Consider the following 16206-nt stretch of genomic DNA (forward strand, 5'->3'; position numbering starts at 1 on the left):
CCGCGGTCTGCCTCCAGACAATCGCGCCGCACGCTGACCCTAGCAAGATATACATCGGGATGCCGCACAGCCGCTTCGTGGTTCCGCGCCCTGCCTGAGCCGTTACGGATGGGAGTGCTGGTTGGCCGGAACGTCGTCGGGCCCGCCGGGGCCGTGCGGATGTTCCACGCTGTAGCTATGTGTCGTCCTTGGGATATCTGCGGCGGGCAGCCGGCCATCCATCCCGTAGAAAGCGACGTGTAATCCCCAGTAGGCAGTGCAGAAAACGACGAGAGCGGTCGAGAGGCCGATGGGGATATTCACGAGACGCCGCTTGAGCGCCGTCATGAGATCGACGCCCGTACGGTGATCGGCCGCAACCGCGATGAGGATCGCCATGATCAGGCCGTGCCCGATGAGGTCGACCCGGCCGAAAGGCCATACGGCGGCCGTGAAGATCACGAGGAGGGCGATAGCCGACAGCCTGCGTATCAGGGGCGTCCACAGAAGGCCGAATCCGAGAGTGAACTCCGTGACGCCTGCCATCGGTATGAACACGTCCCTCGGCATTCCGAAAGTGAGAAACGGCTTCTCGACGACGAGGGGGTAGAACCAGCTCGGGAACGCGAACTTCTCGAGGCTCGACCACATGAGGGCGATCGCCAGTCCCCACCGGAGCGCCTCGAAGCGGCGTCCCCTCAGTTCCTCGTTTTTGAGCGGCTCGAGGAGCAGGTATCCCGCCACGCCGAGGCCGAGCGCGAGATAGTCGAAAAGATGGAACAGCTCGTAGTCTCTTAGTGCGAATATCCAAAGCGCTATGATTCCAAGCCCGGCGAGCGGCATCGTCCGCCGCGAAAATATGCAGCAGGCAATAACGAGCTGAAGCCAGGAAACCCATTCGGCGGGTGTCTTGAGGTCGGGCGTCAGATACACACCCCCGACGGCAAAGATCGCGACGAAAAACGCGGCGATGATCGAACGAATGTAGTCGTCCTGCCGTGCCCAGAGCGGGTCTGTCGCCCAATTGAGCGCTCCGATGGCTTTCGCGCCGAAGGGGCTAACCTCCACCAGACGCGTCAGGACGAAAAACACAAGGACAAGACATATGCCGACCCAGAACCAGGTGTCGTGTAGAGTGTTCTCGATCGGCGCTGGAGGCGCGCCCACGATATACGGGGCGAACCATTTGACGTGGGCTTGGGCCGACAGGGGTTGGAACACGGCGGCGGCCGCTGCGGGCCACGCCCACAGCATCGGGTGATTACGGCTTTGCATGGAAGTCGCCTTCTCGGAATGGCGGTTTGATGGATCGATCAGGCAGCGAGGAGCTCGTCCGCCGGGCCGAAGAATTCGTAGTGAACACGCTCTCCCGGCACACCTGCTCTCGCCAGAGCGGGAACCAGCGCGCGGAGGAACGGCTTGGGTCCGCAGAGGTAGAACTCGGAGGTTTCGAAGGGTGTCGCGGAGCGCAGCCAGTCGACGGTGATGAACCCGTCATAGTCATGGGAGAGCCCGACTGCGTCTTGGGTGGACGGCTCGCTGTAGAAGGTTTTCACGTTCACCCGGGAACGGGCAGCGGCGAGGCTCCTGACATGTTTGTCCATCGCGTGGGTGGCGCTGTTCAACGCGCCATGGATGAAGTGTGTTTCCAGGTCCGGATAGTCGCGAGCGATCGCCTCGAGCATGCTGACCATGGGTGTTAGCCCTACCCCGCCGGACAACAATACGACCGGAGCCTTTGGTTCTTCCGGGAGATAGAAGTCCCCTGCCGGAGGTGTGGCGTCGACAACCGAACCGATATCCGTGTGGTCGTGCAGGTAGATTGAGCCGCCCTGTCCGGAGGTCTCGCGCTTCACAGAGATGCGATAGAATTCGTCGTTCGGACCGCATGAAATGGAGTAGTTCCGCTTGGCGACCGTTCCGTTCTCCAGAGGCAGCCGGAAAGTCAGGTATTGGCCGGGCCGGTGCCGGATGACCCGACCGCCGTCGGACGGCTTCAGCACGAAGGACGTGACGACGTTGCTTTCCTTGGTCTTCGAGACGATCGTGAAGTTCCGCCACCCGTTCCAGCCGCCGTTCCGGTTCTTGATATCGGACCGCAGATCGCTCTCGCGGCCCTTGAGGATGTCGGCAAGAAACCAATACGCCTCTCCCCAGGCAGACAGAATGGCAGGCGTTGCCGCATCTCCCAGAATGTCCTCGATCGCCGCCATCAGGGCTTCGGCGACGTAGGGATAGTGCTCCGGCAGGATGTGGTAGCCGATATGCTTGTGTGCGATACGCTCGACGACCGGACCCAGCACGCTGAGGTTCTCGATGTTCCGGGCGTAACCGAGGATCGCTGCGGCTAGCGCGTGAACCTGTGAACCACCCTCGCCCTGGTTGGAGTGGTTGAACAGGTTCCGGATATGCTCGTCCTTGAAGAGCCGCGCGTACATGGCCTTGGTGATGTCGCTACCATGGGCCTCGAGGGCCGGAACACTCGCCTTTACGAGTTCTATGGTTTCTGCGGACAGCTGGCGTGACATGATCTCAATTCCTTCTTGGGTCAGTTGTGATAGGTGCCGAGCGGGTAGCGGTCGTAAAACTCGACGCGCAGCTTCACCGCTCCCACGAGCTCCAGGCTGTGGCTTGTATTGGGAGGGATGACACCCGGTATGCCGGGTTCAAGGATCCGGGGCTCGGAAACACCGGGCTCGAGGTAGTGGACCGCGCCCTCTTCGACGCGGACTACGCCCCATGTCCCGGATTTGAGAGCGTGGTCGGTGAGAAGCGCGCGCGGCAAGCTCTGCTCGTCGAAAAGAGCCGAGATTTTGTAGGGCGTGGGCGCGAGCGGTATCGGCTCGCTTGTCACCGATGCGGGAAGCTCCTCGCCGCATATCATGATCGAAAAACGGGAAGCGATCCTCTTCGCTCTCGCCTGCATCTCGAACGCTATCTCCGGCGCAACGAGCTCGTCGGTCGTCTCACGCCAGATCTCCAGCCACTTAATGAACATCAACGGCCGGAACTTTTCGGCATGGGCAAGATGCATCGATAACGGATTGCCCTTGTAGCGCCCGGTGGTGAGCATCAGCGACGACCAGAATTCCGAGAGCCGCGTCAGATGTTCGTCCCAGTCCTCGACCACCGCGAAAACCGCACCGAGGTCCTCGTCTGCTTTCACCCGGTCGTAAAATTTCGCCAGTATCCGCGAAATGTCCGTCTCAGTTAGCTCTACCGACATTGCCGACTCCTAAAGGGGTATCTGAGATACTCCTATTACGTTCTACAAAAAGGTGCTATTGAAATACACCTTTTAAACATGGGCGTTTTGACGCAGGTTTCTATGAGACTGACCAAATACACGGACTACGGTATCCGGGTCTTGATACACCTTGGTACATCAGGCGGAGAGCTCGGCTCGATCCGCGAGATCGCCCGCACGTTCGACATCTCCCAGGACCACCTCAAGAAGGTCGTCCAAGATTTGTCGGCCGCAGGTTTCATTGAATCCGTGAGGGGTCGGAACGGGGGAATCAGGTTGGCCCGTCAACCGGACGAAATCAATCTCGGGTCTGTACTCCGCCACACCGAGAGTCTGGATGAACTCGTGGAATGCGGTGGATGCCCCATCGCTCCCGCCTGCGGCCTGCCCCCCATCCTTGCGGAGGCGTCGGCAGCATTCGCCGCCGTGTTCGACAAGTACACGGTTGGCGACCTTGTCAGGCGGAGACCTGAAATCCGGCTTCTTCTCCGGTCAGCGTAGAAAACACTTCGGAGGTGGACCGGATCGAAAAGCTCACACGAGCGCCTACGTCCGTGTTTTCAGCCCAGATCCGTCCTCCGTGGGAAGTCACAATCGACTCGCAGATCGAAAGCCCCATTCCCATACCGCTTTCTTTGGTAGTGAAGAACGGCATGAAAATTCGGTCGATATCCTCGATTCCGCTTCCGGTGTCCGAGATCTCGACGACTGCGCCGAGGTCGGACGCCAGCGTCTCTACCGTTATCATGCGCTCGCGGCCCGTCGCCACCGCCATCGCCTCGCTGGCGTTATGCAGGAGGTTCACGAGTACCTGCTGTATTTGAATGACATCGATGGAAATCGGATCCAGTGATCTTTCGAGCTTTAATTCCAGGCGAACGCCTTTCGATGCCAATTCCTCCGACATCATATCCTTCACGCCTTGAATGAGCAGGTTGATATCGACTCTCTCCCGCCCTTCCGACTTGTGCTGGAACAGTGCCCGGATGCGCTTGACGACTTCGGTGGCGATGTTGGCGTCCCTGACGACACAGTCGGCGCTCTGCTTCGCCCGCTCGATATTCGGCGACGCCATCTCGAGCCAACGCCTGCACGCGTCGGCGCTCATGATCACTGCCGCCAGAGGTTGGCTGAGTTCATGTGCGATCGAGGCGGAAAGTTCTGCCATTCCCGCATAACGGGACGCCTTGGCAAGTTTTTCCTGAGAGACCCTTAGTGATTCTTGAGCGACGAACTCGTTTTCGATATCAACCTGCAAGCCATACCATTGGATGATTTTGCCATTACTGTCTCTCAGCGGTTCCATTCGCGCCTCAAGCCAGCGCCAGCTGCCGTCAGAGCGCCGTTGACGGAACCGCCTGAACCAGGGCTTGCCAGAGCGGAAGCTTTCCCGGATCGTCGTCTCCACGTCCTCCCTATCATCTGGGTGAATAGTCGCGTGGATGATCCACTTCAGAGCATCACCGTCGCGCCCGGCGATCTGATCGACGGTTACACCGGACCACTCCTCAAGCTGCCGACTGAAATAGGTGGGTTGTCCATCAGGCGATGACACCCACAATAATCCAGGCATCGTTTCGACAATGAGCGCGAGCCGTGCTTCACGCTCAGCTATCGTAATCTGGGCAGATACTTCATCATCGATGTCCTGCGCGACGCCAAGCCATCGTTCAACGGTGCCATCATCGCCAGTTAACGCGTTCGCTTCGCCTTTCGTCCAACGGTATCCACCATCGGCACGTACTTGTCTATACCTCTGTTTGAAGCGAGGTCCGCCAGATAAAGCAGCTTTCAGGCCCGATGTAACCTGCTCGAGGTCATCAGGATGAATAACTCGCGCTAACGCGCCCTCGAGCGAGGACTGCTCTATAGTATGTGAAATGGAAAATCCGACCTGAGCTTTTAGCGCCTCATTAAAGTAGGTAGGATTTCCGAGCGTATCGGCAGCCCAGATTGGAACCGGAACCGCGTCGATAAACTTTTGCAGGGCGCGCTCCCGCGCTTTAGACGCTTCAGCCTCCAGTATGGCTTCGTGGATATCTACACAGGTACCGAGCCAGAAGACGATCTCACCTTCTGCATTGATCTGCGGTCTTGCAGTAGTCCGAATCCACCTGAACTTTCCGCTACTGGTCCGAACTCTATGTGCAACGTTATAGACGTCACCATTACCAACGGCTAACAACCACGCCACTTCGAGGTCACGATAGTCGTCTCCATGAACCAATTCGCTCCAAGAAAACTTGCCTTCAACATCTCGTGCTCCGACCTTCGAATTTGGAAATCCGGTGTACGCCTCCAAGGACAGACTCTGGCAAATTAGATTTCCGTTCGGCCACGCCGCCCAGCCAAGTCCGGGGATCATGTCCACGAGCTCTTTTATCGCTTCAACCGAGATCCTACCTGAGATCACCCGAGCTTCCCACAGACGCGAATTAGACAGTTCAACGACACCTTCCGTGTCGAGTCGACAAGCAGCAAAGTGCGTGTCGTATCTGGAGCGAACTTATATCCGGTATGCCTTAAACAGGGTAAGGCCGCAAGACTAGGTAGTTGCTCTCGCGGCCTTTAATCATTATGTTTATCAACGCGAACGCCGCTCAGACGATTTTCAAGTCGATAAAATAGATGCCCACGCCGTCACTTGGGACGACAGCACAATGAATTCATGCAGATGCGCGTTATCAGACACCCCTAGCAATGAATTCATTTAAAGTTGTCTGGCAAATCCGCACACTGCCGTCCGGGACAAGAGTATCAGCCTCCAGACGAGATCCAAAATAAAGCGCGTCCGGGTCTGCTCTGACGACCCTGTCGTCGCCCTTTGCCTTGAGATAGCGAGATACAACTTCATTCATCGGGGCGCGGTCCGGACCGGCGATTTGAACGGTGCTGTTGGTTGGTCCTTCCGTAAGGATTTCGCATAGCGCATCTACCAGATCGGACGCGGCAACCACCTGAACATTCGCAGTGGGAATATAGGTTTCGCCGTGGCTGCCACCATGATCGGCAATGGTACCAAGATACTCCATAAACTGGGTGGCCCTGACGATGGTGAATGGCACTCCTGATCCCTCGACCATGTTCTCCTGCGCTATCTTTCCTTTCGTGTAGGCATTGTCTGGAAGTTTGTGTATCCCGACGATTGACAGCAAAACGTGATGGCGCACATGGGCTTCTTTCTCCGCGACAATCTGGTTCGAGGTGGATTTGTTGAAAAAGTCCAGGATGCCCTGTGGGTCGAAGGTCGGTGAGTTGGTTACGTCGAGCACGGCATGCGCCCCCGCCATCGCCTCATCAAGGCCCTCCCCGGTAACGCTATCAATGCCGTTACTCGGTGAGGCCGCAATCGCCTCATGCCCGGCCGCTGTTAGTTTCGAGACGACTTTTGAACCGATGAACCCGGTTCCGCCCATTATAACGAATTTCATTAACTAGCTCCCTAACCTGGTCCATCCCAACAGCATACTTAGACAGCACTGATAGATCGATTTTGAGTTTCTCGGAGGATTGCGGTGCGATTGCCCCATACGTCAGTCGCCGGCTTGCGTTCATCGGTCGACTATTTTTTGTCTGGAGTGGTCAATTCAATCTCTTTCGTATCGACGACGAAGACGGCCAAAAGCTTGGCTGGTTTTGTTTCGCTTCCATTAGCGCTGACGCCGTGATGGTCGCCGGGATTTTCGATGAAATTCTCTCCAGCTTTGTAGGTCTTTTCTGGGCCACCGCCTACCTTGCTCCTAATTTCGCCTTCTAGAACAGTCGCGTAGATGAAGGCGCTCTTGGCATGTGTGTGGGCGGGCGAGTATCCGCCGGGGCCGTACTCGACCAATACTCCGCGCATGCTCTTGCCTGGCACATTTGGCAGTTCGTGGTTGAAGACCAGCGTAACCTTCGCATTCTTCGACCCGTCCGCCGCACTTACGGGATAGATGGTCGCCAATGCGAAAAGTGCTGTGAAGGCTGTCTTTTTAAACATGGATATCTCCTCGGGACTTTGAACCGCATGCCGCGGCACCTCAGTGAGAATAGAGGACCATCCGTGCACATTGGAGATATACAAACGTTTGTGTGAAGGTCGCGGTAACCTTCGTAGAGAGCTTAATACAATGCAACGATACAGGTATACTGTTCCGGGTGCCTGCCTTTGGGAAGGAACATGGGTGAGCAGGAGCTCTTAGAGATCGATATTACCTGTTGGGTGCTGCGAACCAACGCAGGCTAATTTAACGGTGACGCAAACGCCTGGCGGATCTTTATTGAGAGAGCGCCGCGGAGCCAACGTCCGGAGAGTTCAGCGGGTCGCCCGAAGGTATGCGAGGAAGGCACGCATCCCTGCCCCGATGTGGCGGTGGCGCGGATAGTAGAGACAAAGCCCCGGATAGGGCGGGGTCCAGTCAGCGAGCACCTGGCGAAGCGATCCGTCCCGCAGGCTTTCGTTGGCCATCCACCGCGTGACGTAGGCCAAGCCATATCCTTCACGCGCCGCCGCAAGGAGAAGCCGCGAATGATCGACGACCAGATTGCCGGATGTCTCGACGGCGAGTGTCTCGCCCCGTCTCTGGAATTCCCATCGATAGATAGAACCGCCCGACATACGCAGTTGGACACACTTGTGAAGCGCGATATCGGACGGCTGCGCTAACTCGGGTGCATTGTCGAGATAGCCGGGAGACGCAACCACGATGTGTTGCTGATCGGGGCCGATCGGGATCGCGACCATCTCCTCGGGCACAAGCTCGGCGAGCCTGATACCGCAGTCGAATCCGCCTTCGGCGATGTCGACCAATCTTTTATCGGACACGATCTCGAACCGCATGGCTGGCTGGATAGCCATGAACTTCGTCAGGAGCGGCATGAGCACCTGCTCGGCCGCGTTTGCATCGGTATTGATCCGCAGAAGCCCGGCGGGCGCGGCATTCATGTCTTCGATTTCTTCGACCGCCAGCCCGATCTCGCTGATCGCAGGCACGAGTCTCGAGGCGAACCTGCTCCCGGACTCAGTCAAAGACACATTTCGGGTGGATCGGTGGAAAAGCTTCACCTTGAGACGCTTCTCGAGGCCTGCCACTGCGTGGCTCAGTGCGGAAGCGCTCTGATCAAGCGTACGGGCGGCGGCCCTGAAGCCACCATGCTCGGCGACAGCCAGAAAAGCCGCCAGTTCGCCCGGCGGAAGCGAACTGACTGTACGGAATACCTCATCAATACGTACATCTCTAGCCATCTAGTTCACGACTGCCACAGGTGTATCTCTATGACAAGCGATCAATTCAAAGGAGAATGACTATGAGCGCAGACATCCCGTTCGGGTTCGCTTCGACCGCAAACGAAGTGCTGGAGGGTATAGACCTCTCCGGAAAGAACATCATCGTCACCGGAGGTTCGGGCGGGATCGGTCTCGAGACCACCAGGGCCCTTGCGGCCGCCGGCGCTTCCGTGACGATCGCCGCCCGTCGTCCCGACGATGCCCGCGCCGTTGCCGAGAGGATCGCGTCGGAAATCACAAAGGGGAGCGTGAGCGTTCGTCAGCTCGATGTCGCAGATCTGTCGTCGGTGCGTGCTTTCGTTGAGGGCTGGGACCAAAAGCTCGACGTTCTGGTCAACAACGCTGGCGTCATGGCAATCCCCGATCTGCAGCGCACGCCCGAAGGCCGCGAGATGCAGTTTGCGACCAACTACTTGGGGCATTTTGCCCTCGCCCTCGGCCTGCGCACTCATCTGGCGAAGGCGAACGGAGCGCGCGTGATCTCGGTCGCATCGGTTGGCAGCCTGTTCGCGCCCGTTTTCTGGGACGATCCGGACTTCCGCTTTATCCCGTACGATCCCCTGCTCGGCTATGGCCAGTCGAAGACAGCCTGCATCCTGATGTCCGTGGGGATCACACGGAAATGGGCAAACGAAGGCATTACGTCGAACGCCCTTAACCCGGGAGCGATCGCGACCAATCTGCAAAAGCACACGGGCGGTCTCCGTACTCCGGAACATCTCCGCAAAACTACCGAACAGGGTGCGTCCACCACGGTGCTTCTGGCCGCCTCGCCTCTCGTCGAAGGCCGATCCGGCGAATACTATGACGACTGCCAGAGAGCTTCGGTCGTCGAAGAGCGCGGCAACGGTCCGTTCAAGGGGGTCGCGCACTACGCGATCGACGAAGACAACGCCGAACGTCTGTGGGGCATGGCAGAAACCATGCTGGGCGTGAAGGAATGAGCGGCCCGCTGAACGTCGGCTTCATCGGCATCGGCGACCAGGGCGCGCCGATGGCGGTCGCGATCGCTGAAAAATTCAACCTTCACGTCTGGGCCAGACGAGATTTCTCCTACGAGAGCCTTGAGGGCACTTTATTCACGAGGCATGAATCGGCGGTCGAACTGGCGACGGCGGTGGACGTGCTCTGCGTCTGCCTACGGTCCGACCACGACCTGCTTGAATTGCTGCAAGGGGGAGTGCTTGACGCCCTGCCCTCCGGCGCGATCCTTATGAACCATGCCACCGGGGACCCAGGTGAAGCGAGGGCCTTCGAGGAAACCTGCAAAGCAAAGGAAATCCGCTTCGTTGATGCCCCGGTCAGCGGAGGACGGCCCGGAGCGGTCGCAAGGACGCTCACTTGCTTCGTGGGGACGGATGCCGCCACTCTGGAAAAGTGCGGCGAAATCCTTTCCACCCATAGCACGCACGTCGTTCACATGGGTGGAGCGGGAACCGGGCAAGCCAGCAAGCTCTGCAACAACGCTCTCACCGTCTCGAACCTGCGGAACGTCGTCGAGGTTTTTTCGATCGCCGACGCGTTCGGCGTGTCCCCGGCAAGCCTGCAGAAGGCTTTTTCCCACAGCAGCGGCGGAAGCTTCATCCTTGACGCTCTCGGCACTAAGGTGACGCCGCAGATCGCGGCCCATATCGCGAAGCTCAACCGCACCGACGTCGAAGAGTTTGCAGCGGCGGCGAAAAAGCTAGGTCTGGATGTCTCCGCTATCGAGGCTTGGGCTCTCGGAGGTGCTGCTGGCCTGGAACGTGTGATCGCTAGACTGTCCGAACGAAGCTGAAGACCGATTACAACGATCTAAAGCAAAACACCCCGACGGCGAACGCTGCTAGCGGGGTGTCTTTTCTATTCGGAGGCGTACTTCCGCCGACGCGCCGGCGCGGTCACGCCGCCTCGTCCACCGGGTTTCCCTGGTCGATGATCTGCTCGGGTCCGCCTGTCTCGACCGCTTCCGGCTTGATCCGGAACCAGGTGACATACAGCGCCGGCAGGAAAATCAGCGTCAGGACCGTACCGACGACAATGCCGCCCATCATCGCGTAGGCCATGGGTCCCCAGAAGACTTCACGCGAGATCGGTATGAGCGCCAGTGTCGCCGCCGCGGCCGTCAACATGATCGGCCGCATGCGATGTTCGGTCGCCTCAATCACTGCTTGCCAGGCTGGCGTGCCTTCGGCTTTCAGCTCTTCGATCTGAACGACCAGGATCACCGAATTTCGGATCAGGATACCCGCCAGGGCGAGGATTCCGAGGATGGCCACGAACCCCAACGGGGCATGGCTGAGGACCAGCGCGGCCACAACGCCAATGAGGGCGAGCGGCGCGACGGCAAAAACCAGAAAGAGCCGATTGAAGCTTTGAAGCTGGATCATAAGAACCGTCGCCATGATGAAGAGCATCAGCGGGACGACCGCAGCGATCGGACCCTGCGACTTCGCGCTTTCTTCGACCGTCCCGCCGACCGCGAGGGAATACCCGGGTGGCAGGGTCTCCGAAAACTTCTGGATCTCGGGGCCAAGCTGTTTGACGATGGTGTCCGGCTGGGTCGGACCGGAAACCGCGGCCTTGACCGTGATGGTCGGAGTACGGTCCCGCCGCCATATTTTCGGAGGTTCGAGTTCATACCGCAGCGTGGCAACTGCCGAAAGGGGAACCGCTTTGCCGTTGGACGCAGGGACGAGCACGTTGCTTAGCGTCTCAAGCGAACCTCGTTCCGCGGCGTTTGCCCGGCCGACAACATTGATCAGGTAGATGTCGTCCCTGATCTGCGTGACAGGCGCGCCTTCGACAACCGTATCGAGGGTAGTCGCGATTTCCTGGGACGTGACGCCGAGCTGGCGGGCCTTGTCCTGGAGAACGTCGATCTTGACGACGCGCTCGGGCTCGTTCCAGTCGAGGATCGTGTTGTGGAGCAGCGGATGCCTGCTGACCAGGCCGAGCAACTCCTGACCAAGTGATCTCAACTCGTCGATATCGGGCCCGCTGACCCGGTAGTGGATCGGTTTCCCGATCGGCGGCCCGATATCGAGGAGTTTCACGTAGGCATCGGTGCCGGGAAACATGTCCTTGAGATACTGCTGCAACTTGGGGCGCAACCTGTCGCGCGCCTCGAGGGACTTGGAGACGATGACCGTCTGCCCGAACGAGGTGTCCGGCGTCTGGACGTCGAACGCCAGGATGAAGCGGGGAGCTCCCGTGCCGACGTAGGTCGACCAGTGAGCGACGTCTTCGTTGCCCGATAGGGTGTCCTTCTCGAACGTCTGCATCTGACGGTTGATCTCCGCGAACGAGGTGTTGTGCGGCAGATTCCAGTCCACGATCAGTTCATGGCGATCGGAGTTTGGAAAGAATTGCTGCTGGACGAGGCTCATCCCGGCGATGGACAGCCCAAAAGCACTGACGGTAAGGGCGATCGTCACCCATCTCCACCGAACGGCTGCGGAAAGTACCCGCGAGAAAACTCGTGCGGCTATTCCCTTTCGCGCCTTGTGGCTTGCCATCGTCTTGGGAAGCAGGGTCACCCCGAGAAGTGGAGTAAAAAGGACAGCGACGATCCACGACACGACGAGCGATACCGCGATCACGACGAACAGCGTAAACGTGAACTCTCCTGCGGCGCTGCTGTTGAGGCCGATGGGGATGAAGCCCGCAACCGTCACCAGCGTCCCGGTCAGCATGGGGAACGCCGTTGTCGTGTAGACGTGGGTCGCCGCCTTCCTGATATTGTCGCCCGCCTCAAGCCTGGCGACCATCATTTCGACGGCGATCATGGCGTCGTCAACAAGAAGTCCGAGGGCGATGATCAGCGCGCCGAGTGAAATACGCTGCATCGAGATGCCCGTGTACTCCATGAAAACGAACGTTATCGCCAATACGAGCGGGATAGACACGGCCACCACGAGACCCGCGCGCACGCCGAGGCTTATGAAGCTGATAAAAAGAACGATCACCACCGCCTCGAACAGGGCCCTGGTGAAACCGGATACGGCTTCTTCGACGACGGCGGGCTGGTCGGAAACCAGATGGACGTCAGCGCCCACGGGCATGTTCGCCTCTATCTCCGAAACCTTTCGCTTGAGCGCCTCGCCAAACTCCAGCAGGTTGGCTCCCGTACGCATGCCGATTGCCAATCCGAGCGCGGGCTCGCCGTTGTAACGGAACAGTGTGGCAGGAGGGTCGGCATAGGCTCGTCGGATCGTGGCGATCTCGCTCAACGGAAAAAAGCGGTCTCCGATCCGTAAATTGATCGCACCGAGGCTCTTTTCGGATTCGAACGATCCGCTGACCCTGAGGGCGATCCTTTCGGTCCCGGACTCGACGACGCCCGAGTGCGTCAGCGCGTTCTGCGCCTGAAGCGTCTCGATCACGGTCTGACGATCTACGCCTAGCGCCGACAGCTTACGGGTGGAGAACTCGAGGTACACCACTTCGTCCTGAGCTCCGAGGATTTCCACCTTGCCAACGTTCGGCACCGTGAGAACCTCGGCGCGAGCGTTCTCGACGAGATCACGCATCTCGCGCTGGGTCACGCCATCTGACGTGAAAGCGTATATGTTGCCGAAAACATCGCCGAACCTGTCGTTGAAGAACGGACCCCGCACTCCGGCTGGAAGGGTCGCCTGGATGTCGTTGATCATGTTCCTGACGAGGATCCAGTTCTTCTCGACCTCGCTCGCTTTTGTCGACGGGAGAATATCCAGGAAAATGGTCGTCCTGCCGGATACCGTCATGCTGCGAGTGAAGTCGAGTGCGGGGAGTTCCTCGAGCTTCTTCTCGATTCTGTCGGTGACTTGCCTGGCCATTTCGTCAGCAGACGCACCCGGCCATTCCGCTTGTATGATCATAGTCTTGATCGTGAACGAGGGATCCTCCTCTCTCCCGAGTTTGATGTAGGAGAACGCGCCCGCGATCACGAAGACGATCATGAAATACCAGACAAGCGATCTGTGCTCTAATGCCCAGTCGGATAGGTTGAACGATTTCATGGCTCGCTCCTCTTGGAAAGTCGGATGGCCTGGCCTTCTACCAGACTGTTCACGCCAGCCAGGACGACACGCTCTCCGTCGTCGAGACCCTGCAGCACCGTCACCTCGTCTGTGGAGAGACTGGCCTCCTCTATCTCGATCACCCGTTTCGTGACGGTTCTCCTGTCCTCGTCTACGATCCAAACGAAAGCGCCGTCCCCGGTTCCGACGGCCCGTCGAGGCACCGTGACCCGGGTACTGTCTGATGGTGCCAGATAGGCCGTCGCGACCGCGCCGATGCGGAAACCGTTGCCCGGCGACAAAAGGGTGATGCGCACGCGGCGGGTTCTGGTGAGCGGATCGGCCGACGGCGCGAGTTCCCGGACTAAACCGCGCACAGCCATCTGATCGTCAAGCTGCAGCCTCAGGACAAAAGGGGTCCCGATCCTCAGCCCACCGTACACCTCGTCGGGAACGTCGATCACGACCTCGCGCTCGTCCGGTTGGGCTATCGTGACAACGGGCGCTCCGGCGTCGGCAGTCTGCCCTACCTCAGCGGACGTCCTCGTGACGATACCGTCGAATTGCGCCCTCAACGTCGTGTAGTCGAGTTGTTCCCGCGCTTTTGCCAGGATGGCTTCCGCTTTGCCGACATTGGCTTGTGCAGACTTCAATGCCTGCTCGGCCTGTTCGAATATGGCGGTGATGCCGAGCCCGGCGTCCGCAAGTGTCCGCTGCCTGTCCCTCGTAACCTGAGCGTTGGCCCTTCTGGCCTCCGCGTTTCGAAGGTCGGCCTCTGCGGCGCTCACCTCGAGCGATTGCGAGGACGATTCAAGGGTGGCCAGGACCTGACCGCGGGTCACGAAATCGCCGACTTCGACCGGCCGAGAATTGACGTTGCCGAGTATCCTGAACCCTAGATCGGAGGAGACATGGGCCTCTACCACTCCCGGATATCCCCCGGCGCTTCGGCCGATACCGACGACTGCCGAAATGATGGGTCTGGGACCGCTTGTCTTTTTCTCCTGGCCTTGGTCCGAACACCCGGCAAGGGTGAGGACCGCCAGCAGGATGACGGTTTTCTTGATTGTCATCTCTCTTACTCGGGTTTGACCAGGACCGCCCGGCCAGGTGAAAGAAACTTCCCGCCTTCGACGATCACAGTATCGCCGACGGATATGCCGTCGGCGACTTCGACAGAGGACGTCCTGTGTTTGCCGATCGTGATCTTCCGGAGTGAAACGGTTTGCGTGCCCGGGTCCACGGTCCAGACCGCCGGAGCGTCGCCGACAACCGTGAGGGCCGACCACGGGACCTCGATCGTCGACCGTTGTGGAGATTCAAACGCACCGACGATCGGCGCGCCGAGCGGCCAGTTCTGCTCCTCGCCCATGTTGACCTTGACCTTGATCGTTCCGGTCAAGCCGTCGATGGTCGGCGATATCTCGCGGACGGTCCCTGTGATCTCGCGTGTCGGTTCGGATATCAGACTGAGGGCGGGCCTATCTGCCGGGGGATAGCGGAGGTACAAAGCCTCCTGGACATCGAAGACGCCGTCACGCTGACCGTTCCGCGCCAGCGTGAAAATGGGTTGGGCCGCTTTCGCGATTTGTCCGACCTCGGCGTTCCTGGCCGTGATGACGCCATCGGCATCGGCTTTCAGCTCAGTGTACCCGAATAGCTGACGGGCGTTATCCAGCTGCGCCGTGGCGGCGGCGACATTCTCCCTTGATGTCGCGAGGTCCTCTTGCGCCTGATCGATCGCCGCCTGGGTCGTCACGCTCGTCTTGCTGAGGTTACGCTGCCTTTCGAAAGCGAGGTCGGCCAATTTCAGTTGCGCCTCTGCCGACTCGAGATTGGCACGGGCGACGTTGATGTCCGCTTTCTGCTCTTCGGCATCCAACCTAGCGAGGAGGTCGCCCGCCCTCACCCGGTCTCCGACGTCAACGTGTCGTTCGACAATCCTCCCGTTCACGCGAAATGAAAGTTCGCTCTCCACGCGGGCACGAACCTCCCCTGTCAGGTAGGTGGCCTCGACCGTCGAAGCCGGGCGGACCGTAACCGCTCGCACCACGATCGGAGGCGGCTCGGGCTCCGCTTTGCCTCCGACCACAGAGAGCGCCGTGAAGCTGGCTGCGATCAGGATGAACCCGATATTTTTGGACATAGTCGAGCCTCGCGCGAAGTGACTTCGAACGTCGTTTGAGTGGCCGCTGTATCGCGGTGGTGATTTGGGGCGTTCTGGGTCGGCCGCTGCGCGGCGTGTACCCCACTGTTCGCCCGATAGAGGCTGAGTTCGCAACGTAGCTGATTTCGGCGTCACCCGTCGTCGGATGGAGGTCGAGGCTCGCTGCTGTCTCTACTGTGAATGGATTTTAGCGTCCCCTGCCCCGACATGAAGATATACATCGGTTGGGGTTGTTTCGATTATGCCGGAGCGTGGCAGGGATATCCGCGAAAGGCTTGGGTGAGGCGCAGTCGTGTGACGATATCCCTTGCGATCGCTTCAAAAATCGCGTCTTCTTTCTGAAACGTCTAGCGGGGCCAGCAAGGCATGACAAGAGAAACACCCGGGGGAAGTGTCGATGGAGAGGCTGCGACCGAGGAAAAATCCCTGGGCTCCGCGCTCGATGAAGTCGGCTGGACGCCCGTCGGGAAGCGCATCAAGGTAAAAACGGGCAAAGATCAGCCGCCTATATAGAAACGCTATGGCGGTGCGGTTTGAACGCCTGATCTGGCGACTGGACGGTTAG

The 16206-nt window shown here is 59.1% G+C and carries 13 protein-coding genes; 3 read left to right on the forward strand and 10 right to left on the reverse strand.

The window, feature by feature from the left end; genetic code table 11:
- Positions 1-102 precede the first annotated feature (102 nt).
- The 3 genes from FS804_RS21400 to FS804_RS21410 are packed head-to-tail and all read right to left on the reverse strand — an operon-like array spanning position 103 to position 3205.
- Positions 103-1254, reverse strand: a complete 1152-nt coding sequence (locus tag FS804_RS21400) for a hypothetical protein (protein ID WP_246665926.1) — start codon at positions 1252-1254, stop codon at positions 103-105.
- A 38-nt stretch (positions 1255-1292) separates the two neighbouring features.
- Positions 1293-2507 (reverse strand): NO-inducible flavohemoprotein, encoded by a 1215-nt coding sequence (gene hmpA / locus FS804_RS21405; RefSeq protein ID WP_144578850.1) that lies wholly within the window; start codon positions 2505-2507, stop codon positions 1293-1295.
- 20 nt (positions 2508-2527) lie between these two features.
- Positions 2528-3205, reverse strand: coding sequence for a DUF1971 domain-containing protein (locus FS804_RS21410; protein ID WP_034495429.1), 678 nt, complete (start codon positions 3203-3205; stop codon positions 2528-2530).
- 102 nt (positions 3206-3307) lie between these two features.
- Between FS804_RS21410 and FS804_RS21415 the strand changes: the two genes are divergently transcribed.
- On the forward strand, positions 3308-3727 hold the full coding sequence (locus tag FS804_RS21415) for an Rrf2 family transcriptional regulator (RefSeq protein ID WP_144578851.1): 420 nt from the start codon (positions 3308-3310) through the stop codon (positions 3725-3727).
- On the opposite strand, the gene FS804_RS21420 is transcribed toward FS804_RS21415, so the two are convergent.
- The 4 genes from FS804_RS21420 to FS804_RS21435 form a co-directional block, all read right to left on the reverse strand.
- A complete protein-coding gene (locus FS804_RS21420) occupies positions 3684-5591 on the reverse strand; it encodes a PAS domain-containing protein (protein ID WP_144578852.1) in 1908 nt (635 codons plus the stop codon). The two genes, FS804_RS21415 and FS804_RS21420, sit on opposite strands and share 44 nt — an antisense overlap.
- Positions 5592-5910: 319 nt before the next feature.
- Entirely contained in the window at positions 5911-6657 is a 747-nt protein-coding gene (locus FS804_RS21425; protein ID WP_034495426.1) for an SDR family oxidoreductase, read from the reverse strand.
- A 131-nt stretch (positions 6658-6788) separates the two neighbouring features.
- Positions 6789-7205, reverse strand: coding sequence for a cupin domain-containing protein (locus FS804_RS21430; protein ID WP_034495423.1), 417 nt, complete (start codon positions 7203-7205; stop codon positions 6789-6791).
- Positions 7206-7520: 315 nt separating this feature from the next.
- A complete protein-coding gene (locus tag FS804_RS21435) occupies positions 7521-8450 on the reverse strand; it encodes a LysR family transcriptional regulator (protein WP_044460247.1) in 930 nt (309 codons plus the stop codon).
- 62 nt (positions 8451-8512) lie between these two features.
- Between FS804_RS21435 and FS804_RS21440 the strand changes: the two genes are divergently transcribed.
- Positions 8513-9436 carry an SDR family NAD(P)-dependent oxidoreductase gene (locus tag FS804_RS21440; protein ID WP_144578853.1) on the forward strand — a complete coding sequence of 308 codons (924 nt, stop codon included), beginning with the start codon at positions 8513-8515 and terminating at the stop codon, positions 9434-9436.
- A complete protein-coding gene (locus FS804_RS21445) occupies positions 9433-10269 on the forward strand; it encodes an NAD(P)-dependent oxidoreductase (protein ID WP_144578854.1) in 837 nt (278 codons plus the stop codon). Before FS804_RS21440 ends, FS804_RS21445 begins: the two co-directional genes overlap by 4 nt.
- A 103-nt stretch (positions 10270-10372) precedes the next feature.
- Here the strand turns inward: FS804_RS21445 and FS804_RS21450 are convergent, their stop codons facing one another.
- From FS804_RS21450 to FS804_RS21460, 3 genes are read right to left on the reverse strand one after another with little or no spacing between them, the layout of a single operon-like run.
- On the reverse strand, positions 10373-13474 hold the full coding sequence (locus tag FS804_RS21450) for an efflux RND transporter permease subunit (protein ID WP_144578855.1): 3102 nt from the start codon (positions 13472-13474) through the stop codon (positions 10373-10375).
- Positions 13471-14547: an efflux RND transporter periplasmic adaptor subunit gene (locus FS804_RS21455; RefSeq protein ID WP_144578856.1), complete on the reverse strand. Its 1077-nt coding sequence runs from the start codon at positions 14545-14547 to the stop codon at positions 13471-13473. The genes FS804_RS21450 and FS804_RS21455 overlap by 4 nt, the downstream gene beginning before the upstream one ends.
- Before the next feature lie 5 nt (positions 14548-14552).
- Positions 14553-15620 carry an efflux RND transporter periplasmic adaptor subunit gene (locus FS804_RS21460; RefSeq protein WP_144578857.1) on the reverse strand — a complete coding sequence of 356 codons (1068 nt, stop codon included), beginning with the start codon at positions 15618-15620 and terminating at the stop codon, positions 14553-14555.
- Between the last annotated feature and the right edge of the window lie 586 nt (positions 15621-16206).

The sequence above is a fragment of the Agrobacterium sp. DE0009 genome (assembly GCF_007680755.1).
Taxonomy (GTDB): domain Bacteria; phylum Pseudomonadota; class Alphaproteobacteria; order Rhizobiales; family Rhizobiaceae; genus Agrobacterium; species Agrobacterium tumefaciens_B.

Coding starts and splice junctions, on each gene's coding strand:
- hmpA (WP_144578850.1), bottom strand. CDS start 2,507: ATGTCACGCCAGCTGTCCGCAGAAACCATAGAACTCGTAAAGGCGAGT.
- FS804_RS21420 (WP_144578852.1), bottom strand. CDS start 5,591: ATGATCCCCGGACTTGGCTGGGCGGCGTGGCCGAACGGAAATCTAATT.
- FS804_RS21445 (WP_144578854.1), top strand. CDS start 9,433: ATGAGCGGCCCGCTGAACGTCGGCTTCATCGGCATCGGCGACCAGGGC.
- FS804_RS21455 (WP_144578856.1), bottom strand. CDS start 14,547: ATGACAATCAAGAAAACCGTCATCCTGCTGGCGGTCCTCACCCTTGCC.
- FS804_RS21435 (WP_044460247.1), bottom strand. CDS start 8,450: ATGGCTAGAGATGTACGTATTGATGAGGTATTCCGTACAGTCAGTTCG.
- FS804_RS21440 (WP_144578853.1), top strand. CDS start 8,513: ATGAGCGCAGACATCCCGTTCGGGTTCGCTTCGACCGCAAACGAAGTG.
- FS804_RS21430 (WP_034495423.1), bottom strand. CDS start 7,205: ATGTTTAAAAAGACAGCCTTCACAGCACTTTTCGCATTGGCGACCATC.
- FS804_RS21410 (WP_034495429.1), bottom strand. CDS start 3,205: ATGTCGGTAGAGCTAACTGAGACGGACATTTCGCGGATACTGGCGAAA.
- FS804_RS21450 (WP_144578855.1), bottom strand. CDS start 13,474: ATGAAATCGTTCAACCTATCCGACTGGGCATTAGAGCACAGATCGCTT.
- FS804_RS21425 (WP_034495426.1), bottom strand. CDS start 6,657: ATGAAATTCGTTATAATGGGCGGAACCGGGTTCATCGGTTCAAAAGTC.
- FS804_RS21415 (WP_144578851.1), top strand. CDS start 3,308: ATGAGACTGACCAAATACACGGACTACGGTATCCGGGTCTTGATACAC.
- FS804_RS21460 (WP_144578857.1), bottom strand. CDS start 15,620: ATGTCCAAAAATATCGGGTTCATCCTGATCGCAGCCAGCTTCACGGCG.
- FS804_RS21400 (WP_246665926.1), bottom strand. CDS start 1,254: ATGCAAAGCCGTAATCACCCGATGCTGTGGGCGTGGCCCGCAGCGGCC.